Raw genomic sequence first — 16,266 nt, 5'->3', positions numbered from 1 at the left:
GCGCCCGTCTCGGTGGGTCCCGTCCGCGCGGATAGGCTCGATGTCATGCTCAACATGGCCGAGGGCATCGCGCGCCTCGGCGCGCTCGCCGAGTCCCCCGTCGTCTCCACGCTCGCGCGTGCCTTCTCCGACGCCGGCTTCGACCTCGCGATCGTGGGCGGCCCGGTGCGCGATGCGCTGCTCGGCCGGCCGACCAACGACCTCGACTTCACGACGAGCGCGCGCCCCGACGACATCCTCAAGATCGTCAAGCCGATCTCGTCCGCGCAGTGGGACATCGGCCGTACATTCGGCACGATCGGCGCCCGCGTCCACGGCGAGCAGGTCGAGATCACGACGTACCGTGCCGACAGCTACGACGGCGTCACCCGCAAGCCCACCGTGGAGTTCGGCGACACCATCGAGGGCGACCTCGTGCGCCGGGACTTCACCGTCAACGCGATGGCGCTGCGGATCCCCGGGCAGACGCTCGTCGACCCCACCGGTGGTGTCGAAGACCTCGTCCGCGGCGTCTTGCGCACCCCCACCGATCCGGCGGTGAGCTTCGGCGACGATCCGCTCCGGATGCTGCGCGCCGCCCGCTTCGCATCGCAGCTCGGGTTCGCCGTCGAGCCCGCCACAGAGGCCGCGATGGAAGAGCTCCGCACGACGCTCGAGATCGTGAGCCCCGAGCGCATCCAGGGAGAGCTCGTGAAGCTTCTCGCGACCGACGACCCGGTGCGAGGCATCCGCCTGCTCGTCGAGACGGGACTCATGGCCGAGTTCCTGCCCGAGATCCCCGCGCTGCAGCTCGAGGTCGATGAGCACCACCACCACAAGGACGTCTACGAGCACTCCCTCACAGTGCTGCGGCAGGCGATCCAGCTCGAGAAGGCCCGGAATCCGGATGCTGCGCCCGACGTCGCCCTGCGGCTCGCGTCGCTGCTGCACGACATCGGCAAGCCGGCGACCCGCCGGCTCGAGCCGGGCGGCGGCGTCACGTTCTACCACCACGACCTCAAGGGCGCGCGGCTGGCGCGCAAGCGCCTGCAGGAGCTGCGCTTCGACTCGGCGACCATCGCCACCGTGAGCCGGCTCATCGAGCTGCACCTGCGCTTCTTCGGGTACTCCGAGGGCGCCTGGACCGACTCGGCGGTGCGCCGGTACGTCCGCGACGCCGATGCCGAGCTCGATCGCCTGCACATCCTCACGCGCGCCGACGTCACGACCCGCAACGTCAAGAAGGCCACGCGCCTCGCGCGCGCCTACGACGACATCGAGCGCCGCATCGCCGAGCTCGCGGCGCAGGAGCAGCTCGACGCGATGCGCCCGGAGCTCGACGGCAACCGCATCCAGGAGGTGCTGGGCCTGAAGCCCGGTCGCGAGGTGGGCGAGGCGTACAAGTTCCTCCTCGACCTGCGCCTCGACGAGGGCGTGGTTGGCGCGGATGAGGCAGAGCGGCGCCTGCGGGAGTGGTGGGCCGCGCGCGCCTGATCCGCTTCAGCGACGGATCCTCCGCTCCGCCGGCTCGCGTGGATCACCGGGCGAGCGCGTGCAGATGCGAGGAGACCCGCGCGGCGAAGCCGGGGCATCCGGCGGCCGTCAGCGCCTCCGTGATCGGCGCCAGGCGGCGGCCATCCCCCGTCCGGCGGGCGCGGGCGTGCTGCGCGGAGGTCACGTGCCTCACGTCCGCACCCGCGGTGTCGTCGAGGAGGCAGAGGAACTCGTCGGGGCTGTAGACGTCGAAGGGCAGCGGATCCTCCGCAGCGATCCCGTGAGGGTGGCTCGAGACCAGCACGTGGGCGCCGCCGGTCGCGGCGTCGGCCGCGGCGAGGCGGGGCTCGACGGCATCGTCGAGGTCGATGTCGGCGTCGACCGAGCCGATCATCTCGTCGAGGCTGGCGGCGAGGAGTTCGAGACGGCGCCGTGAGGCCGCGCGTCGCATCGGCTGCCGCCTCGACCACAGTCGGACCGAGTCCGTCACCACACCCGCGGACGAATGGAGCTGGAAGGACCCGGACTGGTGGCGCAGCAGCGCGAGCCATTCGTACGGGGTGCGCGCGGCGAGGACGTCGCTGTCGACGAAGACACGGTGCAGCACCCGGTCAGACTACCCAGCGCCGGTTGTCAATCGGCTCCGAATCCGGCTCCGATCTCGTCGTCGAGGTCGCGCAGGGCGTCGAGGGCCTCGCGTCGCGCGCGGGCCCGGCTCCGTCGCAGCGCCAGGACGTCGGCGGTGCGCAGCCGCGTGTGGCTCCCCACCTGGTGGGACGGCACCTCGCCCGCCCGCACCAGCTTCATCAAGGTGGGCCGGGACACCCCTACGAGCTCCGCCGCGACGGTCGTGGTCAGCTCATCGGGGAGGGTGGCGACCGACACGCGACCACGCGCCAAGCCCTTGAGGACGTGGGCCAGGAACGAGCTCAGATCCGCGGGAACCGCGCTCTGGGCGCCGTCCTCGGCGGCGATGGTGAACCCGACGGCGCTGAGGTCGGGGATGCGGCGCAGAAGCTCGGCGGCCTGTTCGCGCAGGCCTTCTTCTATGAAGACTGTCCCGTTCGACAACAACACGCTCATCCGGCCCCCCGACCTGTGTCGCGCACCACCCCTGAGCGCTGTACAGGGCAATGCTATCCGGTTGCAGTTGCACGTGGTTGCTTTGCAGTTACATCTGTAACGCGCTAGCGTCGCCCGAGACCGGATCGCCGACGAGGGGACAGGAAACACGTGGATGCGGTAGCGCTCAAGCGGACCTGGAGCCAGGTCGCCGCTCACGGGGACGCGGTTCCCGGGTACTTCTATGCGCACCTCTTCCTCGCCCACCCCGAGACGCGCGACCTGTTCCCCGTCGCGATGGCGGCGCAGCGCGATCGCCTCGTCAAGGCGCTGGGCCACATGGTGAGCAACGTCGACCGGGTCGGCGATGTCGTGCCGTACATCGAGGATCTCGGCCGCGATCACCGCAAGTTCGGCACGATCGCCGGCCACTATCCCGCCGTCGGCGCGTCGCTGCTCGCGACGCTGAAGCACTTCCTCGGCGACGCGTGGACGGCCGAGCTCGCGGCCGACTGGGCCGAGGCCTACGGGCTCATCGCCACGACCATGATCACGGCCGCGGAAGCCGTCGAGTCGCAGCCCGCGACGTGGGCCGCGGAGGTCGTCGGGACGGCGCGACGGGGAATGGACGTCGGCACCGTGACGATCCGCCCCGACGACCGGTACCGCTACCAGGCCGGCCAGTCCCTGGCTCTCGAGATCCCGCAGCGGCCCCGGCAGTGGCGCTACCTGTCGCCGACGCACGCCCCTCGCGCCGACGGCACGATCACCTTCCACGTCCAGCTGGTCGCCGGCGGACAGGTCAGCGGTGCACTGCTGCGGGACGTGAAGGCGGGCGATCGCGTGCGCCTCGGCCCGCCGATCGGCGAGTTGCTCACCCTCCCCTTCGACAGCGAGTGGCCGGACCTCCTCCTCGTCGCCGGCGGCACCGGTCTCGCGCCGCTCCTCGCCGTGATCGACCAGGTCGCCGCGCGCCACGCGGCCCGCGGGAACGGCCCGCGCGTCGCGCTCTACCAGGGCGTGCGGCATCCGTGGGGGTTCTATGCGAAGCCCGAGCTCGAGCGGTACGCCGACGCGGCCTGGCTCGACGTCGAGTACGGCGTGTCGGACGACCCGTCGTTCCCCGGGCGCCGCGGCCTGATCGGCGACCTCGCGGCCGCCGACGGCCCGTGGGACGAGCGCCTGGCGATGGTGTGCGGCTCGCCGCGAATGGTCGACCACACCATTGCCGCCCTGCGCCGCGCAGGCCTCGACGAGCACCGCATCCGCAGCGAGAAGTACGAAGACCCGTTCACCCAGCAACCCAGCGCCGCCGCCGGACGAGCAGACTCCCCGGAGCTCGTCCGCCCCGCCGTCTCGCTGGGAGTCCAGTAGAGCGAAGGCGATCATGACCGCGATCCAATCCGTATCCACCACACCGGAGACGCTGCGCGCCGCGTCGTTCTCTGACGAGCGCCACGGCTACTCCCGCGGCGAGGTCGACGCGCTGCTGACCGCCGCGGCGGACGCCCTCGAGGTCGCCTGGCGCGAGAACGCCGCGCTGACCGCGAGCGGCGTGAGCGCGGACGAGGGCGAGATCTCGAGCCGCGCCGTGCTGCTGCTCAGCAGCGCGCAGCGCATCGCCGACGACGCCGTCGCCGAGGCCGAGTCGTACGCCCGTGACCTCATCGAGACCGCGCGCAAGCAGTACCGCGAGATCGTCGAGCGGGCCCAGCAGGTCGCCCACTCGATCGAGAAGGAAGCGGCGGCGCACCCGGCTCAGGTCGCGGCGGCCACGGCCGGCGCCCCCGCGGCAGGCGCAGCCGCCCCCGCATCCGCCTCCGCATCCCCGCCGTGGACCGCGGACCGGTCGCCCGCCCTCGCGTTCGCGACCGACGACCTCGGGGTCGCAGGTCCCGCTTCGCCGGACGATGTCGTGCGCGCCCGCCAGTTCGCGCGTATGGCCACCGCGCAGGTGCACTCGCTGCTGGAGTCGATCGAACGGGAACTCGGACGCCTTGGCGCCACCCCGGCGCGAACGGCCCCGCCGGCCTCGCCGGCGCCGGCGCCGGCGGCGCCCCCGCCCCCCCCCCCCCCCCCCCGCCCCTGCGGACTCCTCGGACGAGGGCGGCCGCCGGCGACGCAGCGACTTCGAATACTGAACGACCGCACGATGACATCCCCCTCCTCACGATCGGAGCATCCGCATGACTGACACGAGCGAAGCGACCCTGTACCAGCGTCTCGGCGAAGGCGCGGGCATCGCCGCGGTGGTCGACGGCCTCTACAGCCGCATCATGGCCGACGAGACTCTGGCCCCCTTCTTCGAGCACACCCGCATGATCGAGCAGAAGCGCCACATGGCGCTCTTCCTCGCCGCGGCGGCCGGCGGTCCGGACGGGTACAAGGGCAAGGACCTCGGCGTCGCCCACGCCGGTCGCGGCATCTCCGACGCCGACTTCGACCGCGTCATCTCCCACGCGGCCGCGGCGCTCGCCGAGGCGGGTGTCGACGCCGACGCGATCGACCAGGTCGCCGGCGCGCTCATGCCGCTGCGCGCGAAGGTCACCACCGCGGCGGCGTAGCACCGCCCGCACCTACACTGGAGGCACGCTCCACCGACGTCGATCGGAGCCGCCGTGTCATCATCCTGGTCGCAGCGCCGCGAGGTGTCGCCCGAGACCTCCCGCCTGCTGATCGAGCGCGCCCACGAGGAGCTCGTGGCGGGCAACGCCGCCGACGAGCGACTGCGCGACGTCCGGCTGCTGGTGCGCGACTCGTGGCGCCGCTCCCTCGACAGCCTCGTCGGGGCGGAGGCGCTGCCGCCCCTCGATCTGACGGCCGAGGAGCTCGAGGCGTACCGCCGCGCCCACCCGCTCGCCGCGGTGATCGACATGGTGCGCGGCCTGCTGCTGCCGGGCGAGGCATCCGATTCCGGCGTCGTCGTCGCGGTGGGCGACGCATCCGGGCGCCTCTTGTGGGTGGAGGGCGACCGCAACGTGCGGCGTCTCACGGGCGACATGGGATTCGTCGAGGGCGCGAACTGGTCGGAGGACTCCGTCGGCACTGCCGCGCCCGGCACCGCGATCACGCTCGACCGTTCCGTGCAGATCACCGGCGCCGAGCACTTCAACCGGCTCGTGCAGCCGTGGTCGTGCAGCGCCGCGCCCGTGCACGATCCCGAGACGCGCCGCATCCTCGGCGTGATCGACGTGACCGGCGGCCTCGAGGCCGTCACCCCGCAGGCGCAGCTGCTGGTGGATGCCACGGCCCGGGCGATCGAGGGAGAGCTCCTGGTCGCGCGCCTCCGGGCCCGGGCGGAGCCGCCGCGACCCGCACGTCGCGCGCCCGCCCGGCGGGTGGAGCCCACGCGGGCGGTGCTGCGGGTGCTGGGCCGCGACCGCGCCCAGCTCGAGGTCACGGGCGAGGGGTTCGAGACGGTGTCCGAGCTCGGTCCGCGCCACGCCGAGCTGCTGCTCATGCTCGCAGTCCACCGCCAGGGCCTGTCGGCCGAGCGGCTCGGCGACCTCGTGTACGGCGAAAGCGCGGGGGATGCGGCATCCGTGACCCTCCGCGCCGAGATGGTGCGCCTCCGCAAGACGCTCACGACCGCCGCCCCCGCTCTCGTTCCCGAGTCCCGCCCGTACCGGCTCGGCGTCGAGGTCGAGACCGATGCGCATCAGGTGCTGTCGCTCCTCGACCGCGGTGCGCATCGCGTCGCACTGGCCGCCTACCGCGGCGACGTGCTCCCCGACTCGGTCGCGCCCGGGGTGGAGGAGTTCCGCGACACCGTCCGGGTCGCGCTGCGCGAGGCACTCATGGCCGAGGCATCCGTCGACGTCCTCCTCGCCTTCGCCGAGACGGATGCCGCCGCCGACGACGCCCCGCTGCTCCGGCTGTGCCTGTCGATGCTGCCCGCCCGCTCGCCCCGCCGCGCCGGCCTCGTGACCCGCATCGAGAGGCTCGAAGCCGACCTCTGAGTGCGGACGCAACGTTGTGCAACGTTGCGCCGCCTACCTTCGGTGACACGCGACGACGACCGTCGCGAAGCGTCGAAGGAGACCAGCAATGACCATCGTCGAAGAGGGCGTCTCGAGCGTCTACGCCGCACCCGGGCAGCGAGGATCGATCGCCGACTACCGTCCCCGATACGGGCACTACATCGGCGGCGAGTTCGTCGAGCCGATCAGGGGCCAGTACTTCGAGAACATCACGCCCGTCACCGGGAAGCCCTTCACCGAGGTCGGCCGCGGCACCGTCGAAGACGTCGACCGCGCGGTGGACGTCGCGTGGAAGGCGTTCGAGTCCTGGAAGCGGACGACGCCCGCCGAGCGCGCCGTGATCCTCAACAAGATCGCCGATCGCATCGAGCAGAATCTGGAGCGCATCGCCGTCGCCGAGACGTGGGAGAACGGCAAGCCGGTCCGCGAGACGCTGGCCGCCGACATCCCGCTCGCCGTGGACCACTTCCGCTACTTCGCGGGCGTGCTGCGCGGGCAGGAGGGCTCGCTCAGCCAGCTCGACGAAGACACGGTGGCGTACCACTTCCACGAGCCGCTGGGCGTGGTCGGCCAGATCATCCCCTGGAACTTCCCGATCCTCATGGCCACATGGAAGCTGGCCCCGGCGCTCGCCGCCGGCAACTGCGTCGTGCTGAAGCCCGCCGAGCAGACCCCGGCGTCGATCCTGTTCCTCTTCGAGATCATCGGCGATCTGCTGCCCGCGGGCGTCGTCAACATCGTCAACGGCTTCGGCATCGAGGCGGGCGCGCCGCTCGCGCAGCACAAGCGCATCCGCAAGGTCGCGTTCACGGGCGAGACCACCACCGGCCGCCTCATCATGCAGTACGCGTCGCAGAACCTCATCCCGGTGACGCTCGAGCTTGGGGGAAAGAGCGCCAACGTCTTCTTCGAGGACGTCGCCCGCTCCACCGACGACTCCTACTACGACAAGGCGCTCGAGGGCTTCACGCTGTTCGCCCTGAACCAGGGCGAGGTCTGCACATGCCCGTCGCGCGCGCTCATCCAGCGCTCGATCTACGACGGCTTCCTCGGCGACGCCCTCGGCCGTGTCGGCAAGATCGTGCAGGGCAACCCGCTGGATCCTGCGACGATGATCGGCGCGCAGGCGTCGAACGACCAGCTCGAAAAAATCCTGTCGTACATCGAGATCGGCAAGGCGGGCGGCGCGAAGCTGCTCGCCGGCGGTGAGCGCGTCGATCTCGGCGGCGAGCTGTCGGGCGGCTACTACGTCGCGCCGACGGTCTTCGAGGGCACGAACGACATGCGCATCTTCCAGGAGGAGATCTTCGGACCCGTCGTCTCGGTCACGTCGTTCGACGACTTCGACGACGCCATCTCGATCGCCAATGACACCCTCTACGGCCTCGGCGCCGGCGTCTGGAGCCGTTCCGGCGACACCGCCTATCGCGCCGGACGGGCGATCGAGGCGGGCCGCGTCTGGACGAACACGTACCACCAGTACCCCGCGCACGCGGCCTTCGGCGGGTACAAGCAGTCGGGCATCGGCCGCGAGAACCACCTCAAGATGCTCGACCACTACCAGCAGACCAAGAACCTGCTGGTGTCGTACGCCGACGGAGCCATGGGCTTCTTCTGAGCTGCCATGTCAGACACGAAGTACTTCAGCAGGGTGGCCGTGACGGATGCTGCGGCCGCCCTGCTGCGGCAGCTCACGGCGCAGCACGGCAGGCTGATGTTCCACCAGTCCGGCGGCTGCTGTGACGGCAGCGCCCCGATGTGCTTCCCGATCGGCATGTTCATCGTCGGTCCCTCCGACGTGCGGCTGGGCGACCTCGACGTCGGCCTGGACGACCCGATCGAGGTCCTCATCTCGGAGGCCCAGTTCGAGTACTGGAAGTACACCCACCTCACCATCGACGTCGTTCCCGGCAGGGGCGCGGGCTTCAGCGTGGAGGGTCCGACGGGCAACCGGTTCATCATCCGCAGCCGCATGCTCGACGGCGAAGAGCTCGTGCATTTCGGCCTCGGACCGGAGCAGTCAGGGGGCAGTTCGCCCAGCTGAACAGGCGTAGAGAGGGCATCCGGCTCGATCGCGGGCGGGTTTCGTTCTGGTTACGAATCGTTTACTGGATTGCCGTAACGCTCCCGCAGGGTGAAGATAGCCTCTGGCCGCGACCATCTGACGCGACTGACACCACTACGCAGAGGTAGCACTTATGTCACTGCACCACAGCACGCGCGGCCGCATCGGCCTCGCGATCGGCGCCTTCGGCGCCTCGGCACTCCTCCTGGCCGGTTGCGCCGGTGGCGGCGGGAACGGCGGAAGCACCGGCGGAGGCGACGCCTCGGGTGAGCCGCTCATCGTCGGCACGACGGACAAGATCACGTCGATCGACCCGGCGGGTTCGTACGACAACGGCTCGTTCGCGGTGATGAACCAGATCTACCCGTTCCTCTTCAACAGCGCGTACGGCACGGCCGACGTCACGCCGGACATCGCCGAGTCCGGCGAGTTCACGTCGCCCACCGAATACACGGTGAAGCTCAAGGAGGGCCTGAAGTTCGCGAACGGCCACGACCTCACCGCCTCGGACGTCAAGTTCACGTTCGAACGCCAGCTCGCGATCGCCGACCCGAACGGTCCGTCGTCGCTCCTCAGCGGCATGGAGAGCGTCGACGCGCCCGATGACACCACGGTCGTCTTCACGCTCAAGAGCGAGAACGACCAGACCTGGGAGCAGATCCTCTCCAGCCCCGCCGCCCCGATCGTCGACGAGGAGGTCTTCTCGGCCGACGCCGTGACGCCTGACAACGACATCGTCGAGGGCAAGGCCTTCGCCGGCCAGTACGTCATCGATTCGTACAAGGTCAACGAGCTCATCTCGTACTCGCCGTACGCCGACTACCAGGGCGCCCTGGGTGCCCCGGAGAACTCCGGGATCTCGGTCAAGTACTACGCCGACCCCTCGAACCTGAAGCTCGACATCGGCAACGGCGACATCGACGTGGCGTACCGCAGCCTCTCGGCGACCGACATCGACGACCTGTCGAAGAACGACAAGGTCAAGGTGGTCGACGGCCCCGGCGGCGAGACCCGCTACATCGTGTTCAACTTCAACACGATGCCGTACGGCGCGACGACGTCCGAGGCCGACGCGGCGAAGTCGCTCGCCGTCCGTCAGGCGGCGGCCGACCTGATCGACCGCGACGAGCTGTCGACCGACGTCTACAAGGGCACCTACACCCCCCTGTACTCCTTCGTCCCGCAGGGCCTGACCGGTGCCGCCGAGCCCTTCAAGGAGCTCTACGGCGACGGCAGCGGAGCGCCGGACGTCGACAAGGCCAAGTCCACCCTCGAGGCGGCAGGCGTCACGACCCCGGTGGAGCTCAACCTGCAGTACAACGGCGACCACTACGGCCCCTCGTCGGGTGACGAGTACGCCGCGGTCAAGTCGCAGCTCGAAGAGGGCGGCCTGTTCACCGTCAACCTGCAGCAGACCGAGTGGGTGCAGTACCAGAAGGACCGCACGGCCGACGTGTACCCCGCGTACCAGCTCGGCTGGTTCCCGGACTACTCCGACGCGTCGAACTTCCTGGTGCCGTTCTTCGTCAAGGACAACTTCCTGGCGAACCACTACGACAACCCGCAGGTGCAGGAGCTCCTGGCCACCCAGGCGTCCGAGACCGACAAGGGCAAGCGCGAGGAGGAGCTGAACCAGATCCAGCAGCTCGTCGCCCAGGACATCTCGACGCTGCCGCTGCTCCAGGGCACGCAGATCGCGATCGTCGGCGCCGACGTCGACGGCGCAACGCTCGACGGCTCGTTCAAGTTCCGCTACGCGCCGCTGAACAAGCAGTAGTACCCAGCGCGGGCCGGCAGGCCGGGCGCCGGGCGGACGAGAGTTCCGCTCCGGAGCCCGGCCCCGGCCCGCGCCATACCCTTAAGGCTCACGCATGGTTCTCGCGGCCGAAGAAGCGGTCACCGCCGACCCGCTCGTCTCCGCAAAGGGCAGCGGACTCTGGCGCTACATCCTGATCCGCTTCTTCCTCATCTTCCCCACGGTCATCATCCTGGTGACCGTCGTCTTCTTCCTCACGCGGATCACCGGTGATCCCATCACGGCTGCCCTCGGCGGCCGGCTGCCTCCGGATCAGCTCGCCGAGCGCATCCACGCCGCCGGGTACGACCGGCCCCTCATCGTCCAGTACTTCGAGTACATCTTCGGGGTCTTCCGGGGCGACTTCGGCACCACGCTCACCGACAACCAGGCGGTGAGCCAGATCCTGCTGCAGTTCGGCGCCGCGACGCTCGAGCTCGCGATCTACGCGCTCATCGTCGCGTTCCTCGTGGGCATCCCGCTGGGCCTCGTCGCCGCGCGCCTGCGGGACCGCTGGCCCGACGCGGTGCTGCGGATCGGTGCGATCCTCACCTACGCCACGCCCATCTTCTTCGTCGCGATCCTGCTCAAGCTCGTCTTCTCGGCCTGGCTCGGCTGGCTGCCGGTCGCCGGTCGCGCCTCGACGCGCACCGAGCTGCAGCTGCAGTCGCTCGAGAATCCGACGGGCATCTACCTCATCGACGCCATCCGCCTCGGCAGTCCTGATGCGGTCGGCGACGTGCTGTGGCACGCCATCCTGCCCGGCCTCGCGCTCGGCCTGCTGACGGCCGGGGTGTTCCTGCGGCTGGTGCGCACGAACGTGATCGGCACGCTCGGAGCCCAGTACGTCACCTCGGCGCGCTCGCGCGGCGTGGGCGAGTACCGGCTGCTCACCAAGCACGCCTATCGTCCGGCGCTCATCCCGATCGTGACGGTCATCGGCCTGCAGATCGGCCTGCTGCTGGCCGGCGCCGTGCTCACCGAGACGTCCTTCGAATGGAAGGGCATCGGGTTCCATCTCGCGCAGTACATCCTGGCGCGGGACTTCGTCGCGGTGCAGGGCATCGTCATCATGATCGCTGTCATCGTCGCCGTCACGAACTTCATCGTCGACATCGTCGCGGTGCTCATCGACCCGCGGGTGAGGTACTGATGTCCAGCGAACCCACCACCCCGGCCGCCGAGGCCCCGGCTCCCGTCGCGACGTCCGATGGCGCCACACAGCTCACGACGCGCAAGACGCCCCTGCGCGACCGCATCCCGGTCGTCTCGCAGCTGCGTCAGAGCGTGGGCCTGCAGCGCTTCATGCTCGTCGCCGGACTCGTCATCCTCACGGTCTTCGTGCTCGTCGCGGTGTTCGCGCCGTGGATCGCGCCGTACAGCTGGGCGCAGCGCAGCGTCGACGGCGTGAAGTTCGGCACACAGCAGCCGCCGAACCCCATGAACATCTGGGGCACGACCGTGGGCGGCTTCGACGTGTTCTCGCGGACGATCTGGGGCGCCCAGACCGCGATCCTCGCGATCCTCTGCGCGATCCTGTTCTCGATCTTCCTCGGGATCGCGATCGGCCTGCTCAGCGGGTACTTCGGCGGATGGCTCGACCGCATCTTCGTCGTCATCGCGGACGCGATCTACTCGTTCCCCTCGCTGCTGCTGGCGATCGTCATCTCGATCGTCATCTCGGGCGGCCGCTCGACGCTGTGGAGCGGCATCCTGTCGGCGGCGATCGCGATCACCGTCGTGTTCGTGCCGCAGTACTTCCGCGTCATCCGCGCCGACGTCGTGCGGATCAAGGCCGAACCCTTCGTGGAGTCGGCGCGCGTCATCGGTGTGCCGACACGTCGGATCCTCACGCGTCACGTGCTGCGCAACTCGCTGCGCTCGATCCCGGTGATCGTGACCCTCAACGCGTCCGAGGCGCTGCTGACCCTGGCCGGACTCGGCTTCCTGGGCTTCGGCATCGATGCCACGGCAGCGGCCGAATGGGGCTACGACCTCAACCGGTCCGTCGCGGACGCCTCCAGCGGCATCTGGTGGACGTCGATCCCGCCCGGCGTCGCCATCGTGCTCGTCGTCCTCGGCATCACCCTGGTGGGCGAGAGCCTCAACGATCTCAGCGATCCGCGGCTGCGCCGCCGTCGCCGCGCCGGAGGTGCCGCATGAGTCCTCAGACCACGCACGACGACCGGATCCCGGCCGTCGCGTCGATCCGCGATCTGCACGTCACCTTCGCGACCGACGCGGAGCCCGTCAAGGCGGTCACCGGCATCAGCCTCGAGGCGCGGGCCGGCGAGGTGCTCGCCATCGTCGGCGAATCCGGATCGGGCAAGACCGTCACGGCGAACACGCTGCTGGGGCTGCTCCCCGAGACGGCGACGCTGTCGGGCGCCGTGCTGATCCGCGGCCGCGACGGCGGTGAGACCGATGTCGTGCACGCGTCGCACGACCAATTGCAGGAGATGCGCGGTCGGGACGCCGCGATGGTGTTCCAGGAGCCCTCGACGGCGCTGAACCCGGTGTTCACGATCGGGTTCCAGATCGCCGAAGGACTGCGCGCGCACGAGAAGTTGTCGAAATCCGAGGCGAAGGCGAAGGCGGTCGAGATCCTCCGGAAGGTCGGCATCCCCGACCCCGAGACGCGGGTCGACGACTATCCCCACCAGTTCTCGGGCGGGCAGAAGCAGCGCGTCGTGATCGCGATGGCGCTGGTCCTCGACGCGAAGCTCATCATCGCCGACGAGCCGACGACCGCACTCGACGTCACCGTGCAGGCCGAGATCCTCGAGCTCTTGCGTGCGTGCCGCGACGAGTTCGGCGCCACGATCGTGCTGATCACCCACAACATGGGCGTGGTCGCCGACCTCGCCGACCGCGTCGTCGTGATGTACCGGGGCGACATCGTCGAGCAGGCACCGGTGCGCGAGTTGTTCGCCGCCCCGAGCGAGGACTACACGAAGTCCCTGCTCGAGGCGGTGCCCCATGTGGGCCGGGGCAAGAGCGCGACGCAGGATCCCGCGGCGCCCGCGCCCACGGAGCCACCGGCGGGCAGCCTCGTCGTCGCGAAGAAGGTGCAGATCGGCTACCCGGGCCGCTTCGGCTCGCCGGGCGTCGTCGCCGTGAAGGGCGTCGACTTCTGGATCGCCCCCGGCGAGGTGCTGGGCCTGGTCGGCGAGTCGGGCTCCGGCAAGACGACGATCGGCCGCGCGATGGTGGGCCTCACCGAGGTCCTCGGCGGCTCGCTCACGGTGCTCGGGCAGGAGCTCAAGGGCGTGAAGTCCCGTCACCTCGCGAAGCTCCGGCCCGACATCGGGTTCGTCTTCCAGGACCCCGCGACGAGCTTCAACCCGCTGCTCACGATCGCCGAGTGCATCGCCGAGCCGCTCGTGGTGCACCGGCGCAACTCGTCGGCCCAGAACGCCCGGGCGCGCGTCGACGAGCTGCTCGACGCCGTGCACCTGCCCACCGCGTACGGCGACCGGTACCCGCACGAGCTTTCGGGCGGCCAGCGCCAGCGCGCCTCTCTCGCGCGGGCGCTCATCCTCAACCCGAAGCTGCTCATCGCCGACGAGCCCACGAGCGCGCTGGACGTCTCGGTGCAGGCGCGTGTGCTCGAGCTGTTCGCCGAACTGCAGCGCGAGTTCGGTTTCGCGTCGCTGTTCATCAGCCACGACCTCGCCGTCATCGACCAGGTCGCCGACCGCGTGATCGTGCTCCGGCACGGCGAGATCCGCGAGCAGGGGACGACGGTGCAGGTGCTGACCGACCCGCACGACGACTACACGAAGCGCCTCCTCGCGTCACTGCCCGTGCCCGACCCCGAGCAGCAGGCCGCGCGCCGCGCCGTCTGGCAGGCGACCCGCGACGAGTGACCCGGCGCCGCTGCGCCGACCACATCATGTGATCTCGCCGAGACCACCCGTTCCGCACGTGAACGACGGGTGATCTCGGCGAGATCACGTGATGTGGACGCAGGCACGTCGATAGCATGCGCAGAGCGGGCGGATGCTGCGACCCCGGCCCGCGGGCGGAGATGCGATGAGCGGCGAGCTGATCCTGGTCCTCGTGCTGCTGGCGATCACGATCGCGCTGTTCGCGATCGGCCGGCCCCGGATGGACGCGGTGGCGGTGCTCGTCATCGTCGCCCTGCCGCTCACCGGCGTGCTGACGGTGCCCGAGACGCTCGCGGGCTTCGCCGACCCGAACGTGATCCTCATCGCCGCACTGTTCGTGGTGGGCGAGGGTCTCTCGCGCACGGGGGTGACCTATCGCCTGGGCGACTGGCTCTCGGCGCACGCGGGGAGGAGCACCCCGCGGCTCATCGTGCTGCTCATGCTGTCGGTCGCCGCGCTCGGGGCGGTGATGAGCTCGACCGGCGTGGTGGCCATCTTCATCCCGGTGGTGCTGAGCATCGCGGCGCGGACCGGCCTGTCGCCCCGGCAGCTCATGATGCCGCTCAGCATGGCCGGCCTCATGAGCGGCATGCTCACGCTCATCGCCACCGCACCCAACCTCGTCGTCGACGCGGAGCTGCGCCGCGTGGGCCTCGACGGCTTCGGCTTCTTCAGCGTCACCCCGTTCGGCCTCGTGATCCTGGCGCTCGGCATCGGCTACATCCTCCTGGCGCGCCGGTTCCTCGGCGACGAGCGCGGGGCGTCCGGGCGCGAGCGCCGCACGTTCCGCAGCCTCACCGCCGAATACGGCGTCGACAGCCGCACCGGGCGCTATCGCGTCGGCGCCGCGTCGCCGCTGATCGGCCGCCCCCTCGCCGCGGCGGATCTCGCGCCCTCGCTGAGCTCGGTCCTCGGCCTCGAGCGAAACCGCTTCCTGCGCGGGACCACGCTTACCACCGCCGGCGAGACGATCGTGCAGCGCGGCGACACCCTCGTGCTCGACATCTCGCCGTCGCCGGCCGAGTGCCGGCGTCTCGATCTCGAACGGCTCGATGTCGTGGGCGACTTCTTCGACTCCTACGCGCGACAGGTCGGCATGGCGGAGGTGATCGTCACTCCCGACTCGCGGGCCATGGGGCGCAGCATCCGTGAACTGCGCTTCCGGACCGAGTACGAGGTGACGGTGCTCGGCGTGCGGCACGCGGGGCACGCGGCCGGTGAGGACTTCAGCGACCGGCGACTCCGCGCGGGCGACACGCTCCTGGTCACGGGCGGCTGGAGCGAGATCCACCGTTTCCGCGAGGAGGCCCGTGACTTCGCGCCGATGGACCTCCCCACCGAGGGCGACGAGGTCGCGCCGGCCGCCGACCGTGCGCCGTTTGCGCTCGTGAGCGTCGCCGTGATGATCGTGCTGATGGTGACCGGCATCGTCCCGAACGTCATCGCGGCGCTGATCGCCGCGCTCATGATGGGCCTCTTCCGCGCGATCGACATGCCGTCGGCGTACCGTTCGATCCACTGGCCGACCCTGCTCCTGATCGCGGGCATGCTGCCGTTCGCGCAGGCCCTCGAGGTGACGGGCGGCATCGACCTCGCTGCGGACGCCCTGCTGAACGCGTTCGGCGGTGCGGGCCCCGCGCTGATCCTCGCGGCCCTCTTCGTGACGACCGCCGTCATCGGGCTGTTCGTGTCCAACACCGCGACCGCGGTGCTCATGGCCCCGATCGCCATCACGGCCGCGGACCACCTCGGGGCGTCGCCGTATCCGTTCGCGATGATCGTGATGCTCGCGGCATCCTCCGCGTTCATGACACCGGTGTCCTCGCCCGTGAACACGCTGGTCGTCGAGCCCGGACGCTACCGCTTCGGCGATTTCCTGCGGCTGGGTGTGCCGTTCACCGTGCTCGTGCTCATCGTGAGCGTCGTGATGGTGCCGCTGCTCCTGCCGCTGTAGCGGCGGCAGGAGCAGCGGCGGCCCCGCTGCGGGGCCGGCCGGGGAGG

14 protein-coding genes are annotated in these 16,266 nt (G+C 70.3%); 12 read left to right on the top strand and 2 right to left on the bottom strand.

Going from position 1 to position 16,266, the window contains the following annotated elements; genetic code table 11:
• The first annotated feature begins 45 nt into the window (after nt 1-45).
• Nucleotides 46-1,473, top strand: a complete 1,428-nt coding sequence (locus tag ACLBXX_RS18955) for a CCA tRNA nucleotidyltransferase (RefSeq protein WP_447659306.1) — start codon at nt 46-48, stop codon at nt 1,471-1,473.
• Between the two features lie 43 nt (nt 1,474-1,516).
• On the opposite strand, the gene ACLBXX_RS18950 is transcribed toward ACLBXX_RS18955, so the two are convergent.
• Together ACLBXX_RS18950 and ACLBXX_RS18945 are read right to left on the bottom strand one after the other, a co-directional pair.
• Nucleotides 1,517-2,080: a hypothetical protein gene (locus tag ACLBXX_RS18950; RefSeq protein ID WP_447659305.1), complete on the bottom strand. Its 564-nt coding sequence runs from the start codon at nt 2,078-2,080 to the stop codon at nt 1,517-1,519.
• A gap of 26 nt (nt 2,081-2,106) precedes the next feature.
• Entirely contained in the window at nt 2,107-2,556 is a 450-nt protein-coding gene (locus ACLBXX_RS18945; protein WP_447659304.1) for an excisionase family DNA-binding protein, read from the bottom strand.
• Nucleotides 2,557-2,706: 150 nt separating this feature from the next.
• Between ACLBXX_RS18945 and ACLBXX_RS18940 the strand changes: the two genes are divergently transcribed.
• The 11 genes from ACLBXX_RS18940 (at nt 2,707) to ACLBXX_RS18890 (ending at nt 16,219) form a co-directional block, all read left to right on the top strand.
• Nucleotides 2,707-3,909: a globin domain-containing protein gene (locus ACLBXX_RS18940; RefSeq protein WP_447659303.1), complete on the top strand. Its 1,203-nt coding sequence runs from the start codon at nt 2,707-2,709 to the stop codon at nt 3,907-3,909.
• Nucleotides 3,910-3,922: 13 nt separating this feature from the next.
• Complete coding sequence (locus tag ACLBXX_RS18935; RefSeq protein ID WP_447659302.1) at nt 3,923-4,729, top strand: DivIVA domain-containing protein; 807 nt, start codon at nt 3,923-3,925, stop codon at nt 4,727-4,729.
• Nucleotides 4,722-5,099, top strand: coding sequence for a group I truncated hemoglobin (locus tag ACLBXX_RS18930; protein ID WP_447659301.1), 378 nt, complete (start codon nt 4,722-4,724; stop codon nt 5,097-5,099). The genes ACLBXX_RS18935 and ACLBXX_RS18930 overlap by 8 nt, the downstream gene beginning before the upstream one ends.
• 54 nt (nt 5,100-5,153) lie before the next feature.
• Nucleotides 5,154-6,494 (top strand): GAF domain-containing protein, encoded by a 1,341-nt coding sequence (locus ACLBXX_RS18925; RefSeq protein ID WP_447659300.1) that lies wholly within the window; start codon nt 5,154-5,156, stop codon nt 6,492-6,494.
• A gap of 88 nt (nt 6,495-6,582) precedes the next feature.
• Nucleotides 6,583-8,133, top strand: coding sequence for an acetaldehyde dehydrogenase ExaC (gene exaC / locus ACLBXX_RS18920; RefSeq protein WP_447659299.1), 1,551 nt, complete (start codon nt 6,583-6,585; stop codon nt 8,131-8,133).
• 6 nt (nt 8,134-8,139) lie between these two features.
• Nucleotides 8,140-8,559, top strand: a complete 420-nt coding sequence (locus ACLBXX_RS18915) for a DUF779 domain-containing protein (RefSeq protein WP_447659298.1) — start codon at nt 8,140-8,142, stop codon at nt 8,557-8,559.
• Between the two features lie 154 nt (nt 8,560-8,713).
• Nucleotides 8,714-10,357 carry an ABC transporter substrate-binding protein gene (locus tag ACLBXX_RS18910; RefSeq protein WP_447659297.1) on the top strand — a complete coding sequence of 548 codons (1,644 nt, stop codon included), beginning with the start codon at nt 8,714-8,716 and terminating at the stop codon, nt 10,355-10,357.
• A 94-nt stretch (nt 10,358-10,451) separates the two neighbouring features.
• Nucleotides 10,452-11,528, top strand: a complete 1,077-nt coding sequence (locus ACLBXX_RS18905; protein WP_447659296.1) for an ABC transporter permease — start codon at nt 10,452-10,454, stop codon at nt 11,526-11,528.
• Nucleotides 11,528-12,538, top strand: a complete 1,011-nt coding sequence (locus tag ACLBXX_RS18900; RefSeq protein WP_447659295.1) for an ABC transporter permease — start codon at nt 11,528-11,530, stop codon at nt 12,536-12,538. Before ACLBXX_RS18905 ends, ACLBXX_RS18900 begins: the two co-directional genes overlap by 1 nt.
• Nucleotides 12,535-14,244: a dipeptide ABC transporter ATP-binding protein gene (locus ACLBXX_RS18895; RefSeq protein WP_447659294.1), complete on the top strand. Its 1,710-nt coding sequence runs from the start codon at nt 12,535-12,537 to the stop codon at nt 14,242-14,244. Before ACLBXX_RS18900 ends, ACLBXX_RS18895 begins: the two co-directional genes overlap by 4 nt.
• Nucleotides 14,245-14,410: 166 nt before the next feature.
• Nucleotides 14,411-16,219: an SLC13 family permease gene (locus ACLBXX_RS18890; RefSeq protein WP_447659293.1), complete on the top strand. Its 1,809-nt coding sequence runs from the start codon at nt 14,411-14,413 to the stop codon at nt 16,217-16,219.
• The last annotated feature ends 47 nt before the right edge of the window (nt 16,220-16,266 follow it).

Source organism: Microbacterium sp. C23T (genome assembly GCF_053345975.1).
The sequence above is the reverse complement of the archived record's forward strand: the minus strand, read 5'-3'. Positions and strand labels throughout refer to the sequence as shown.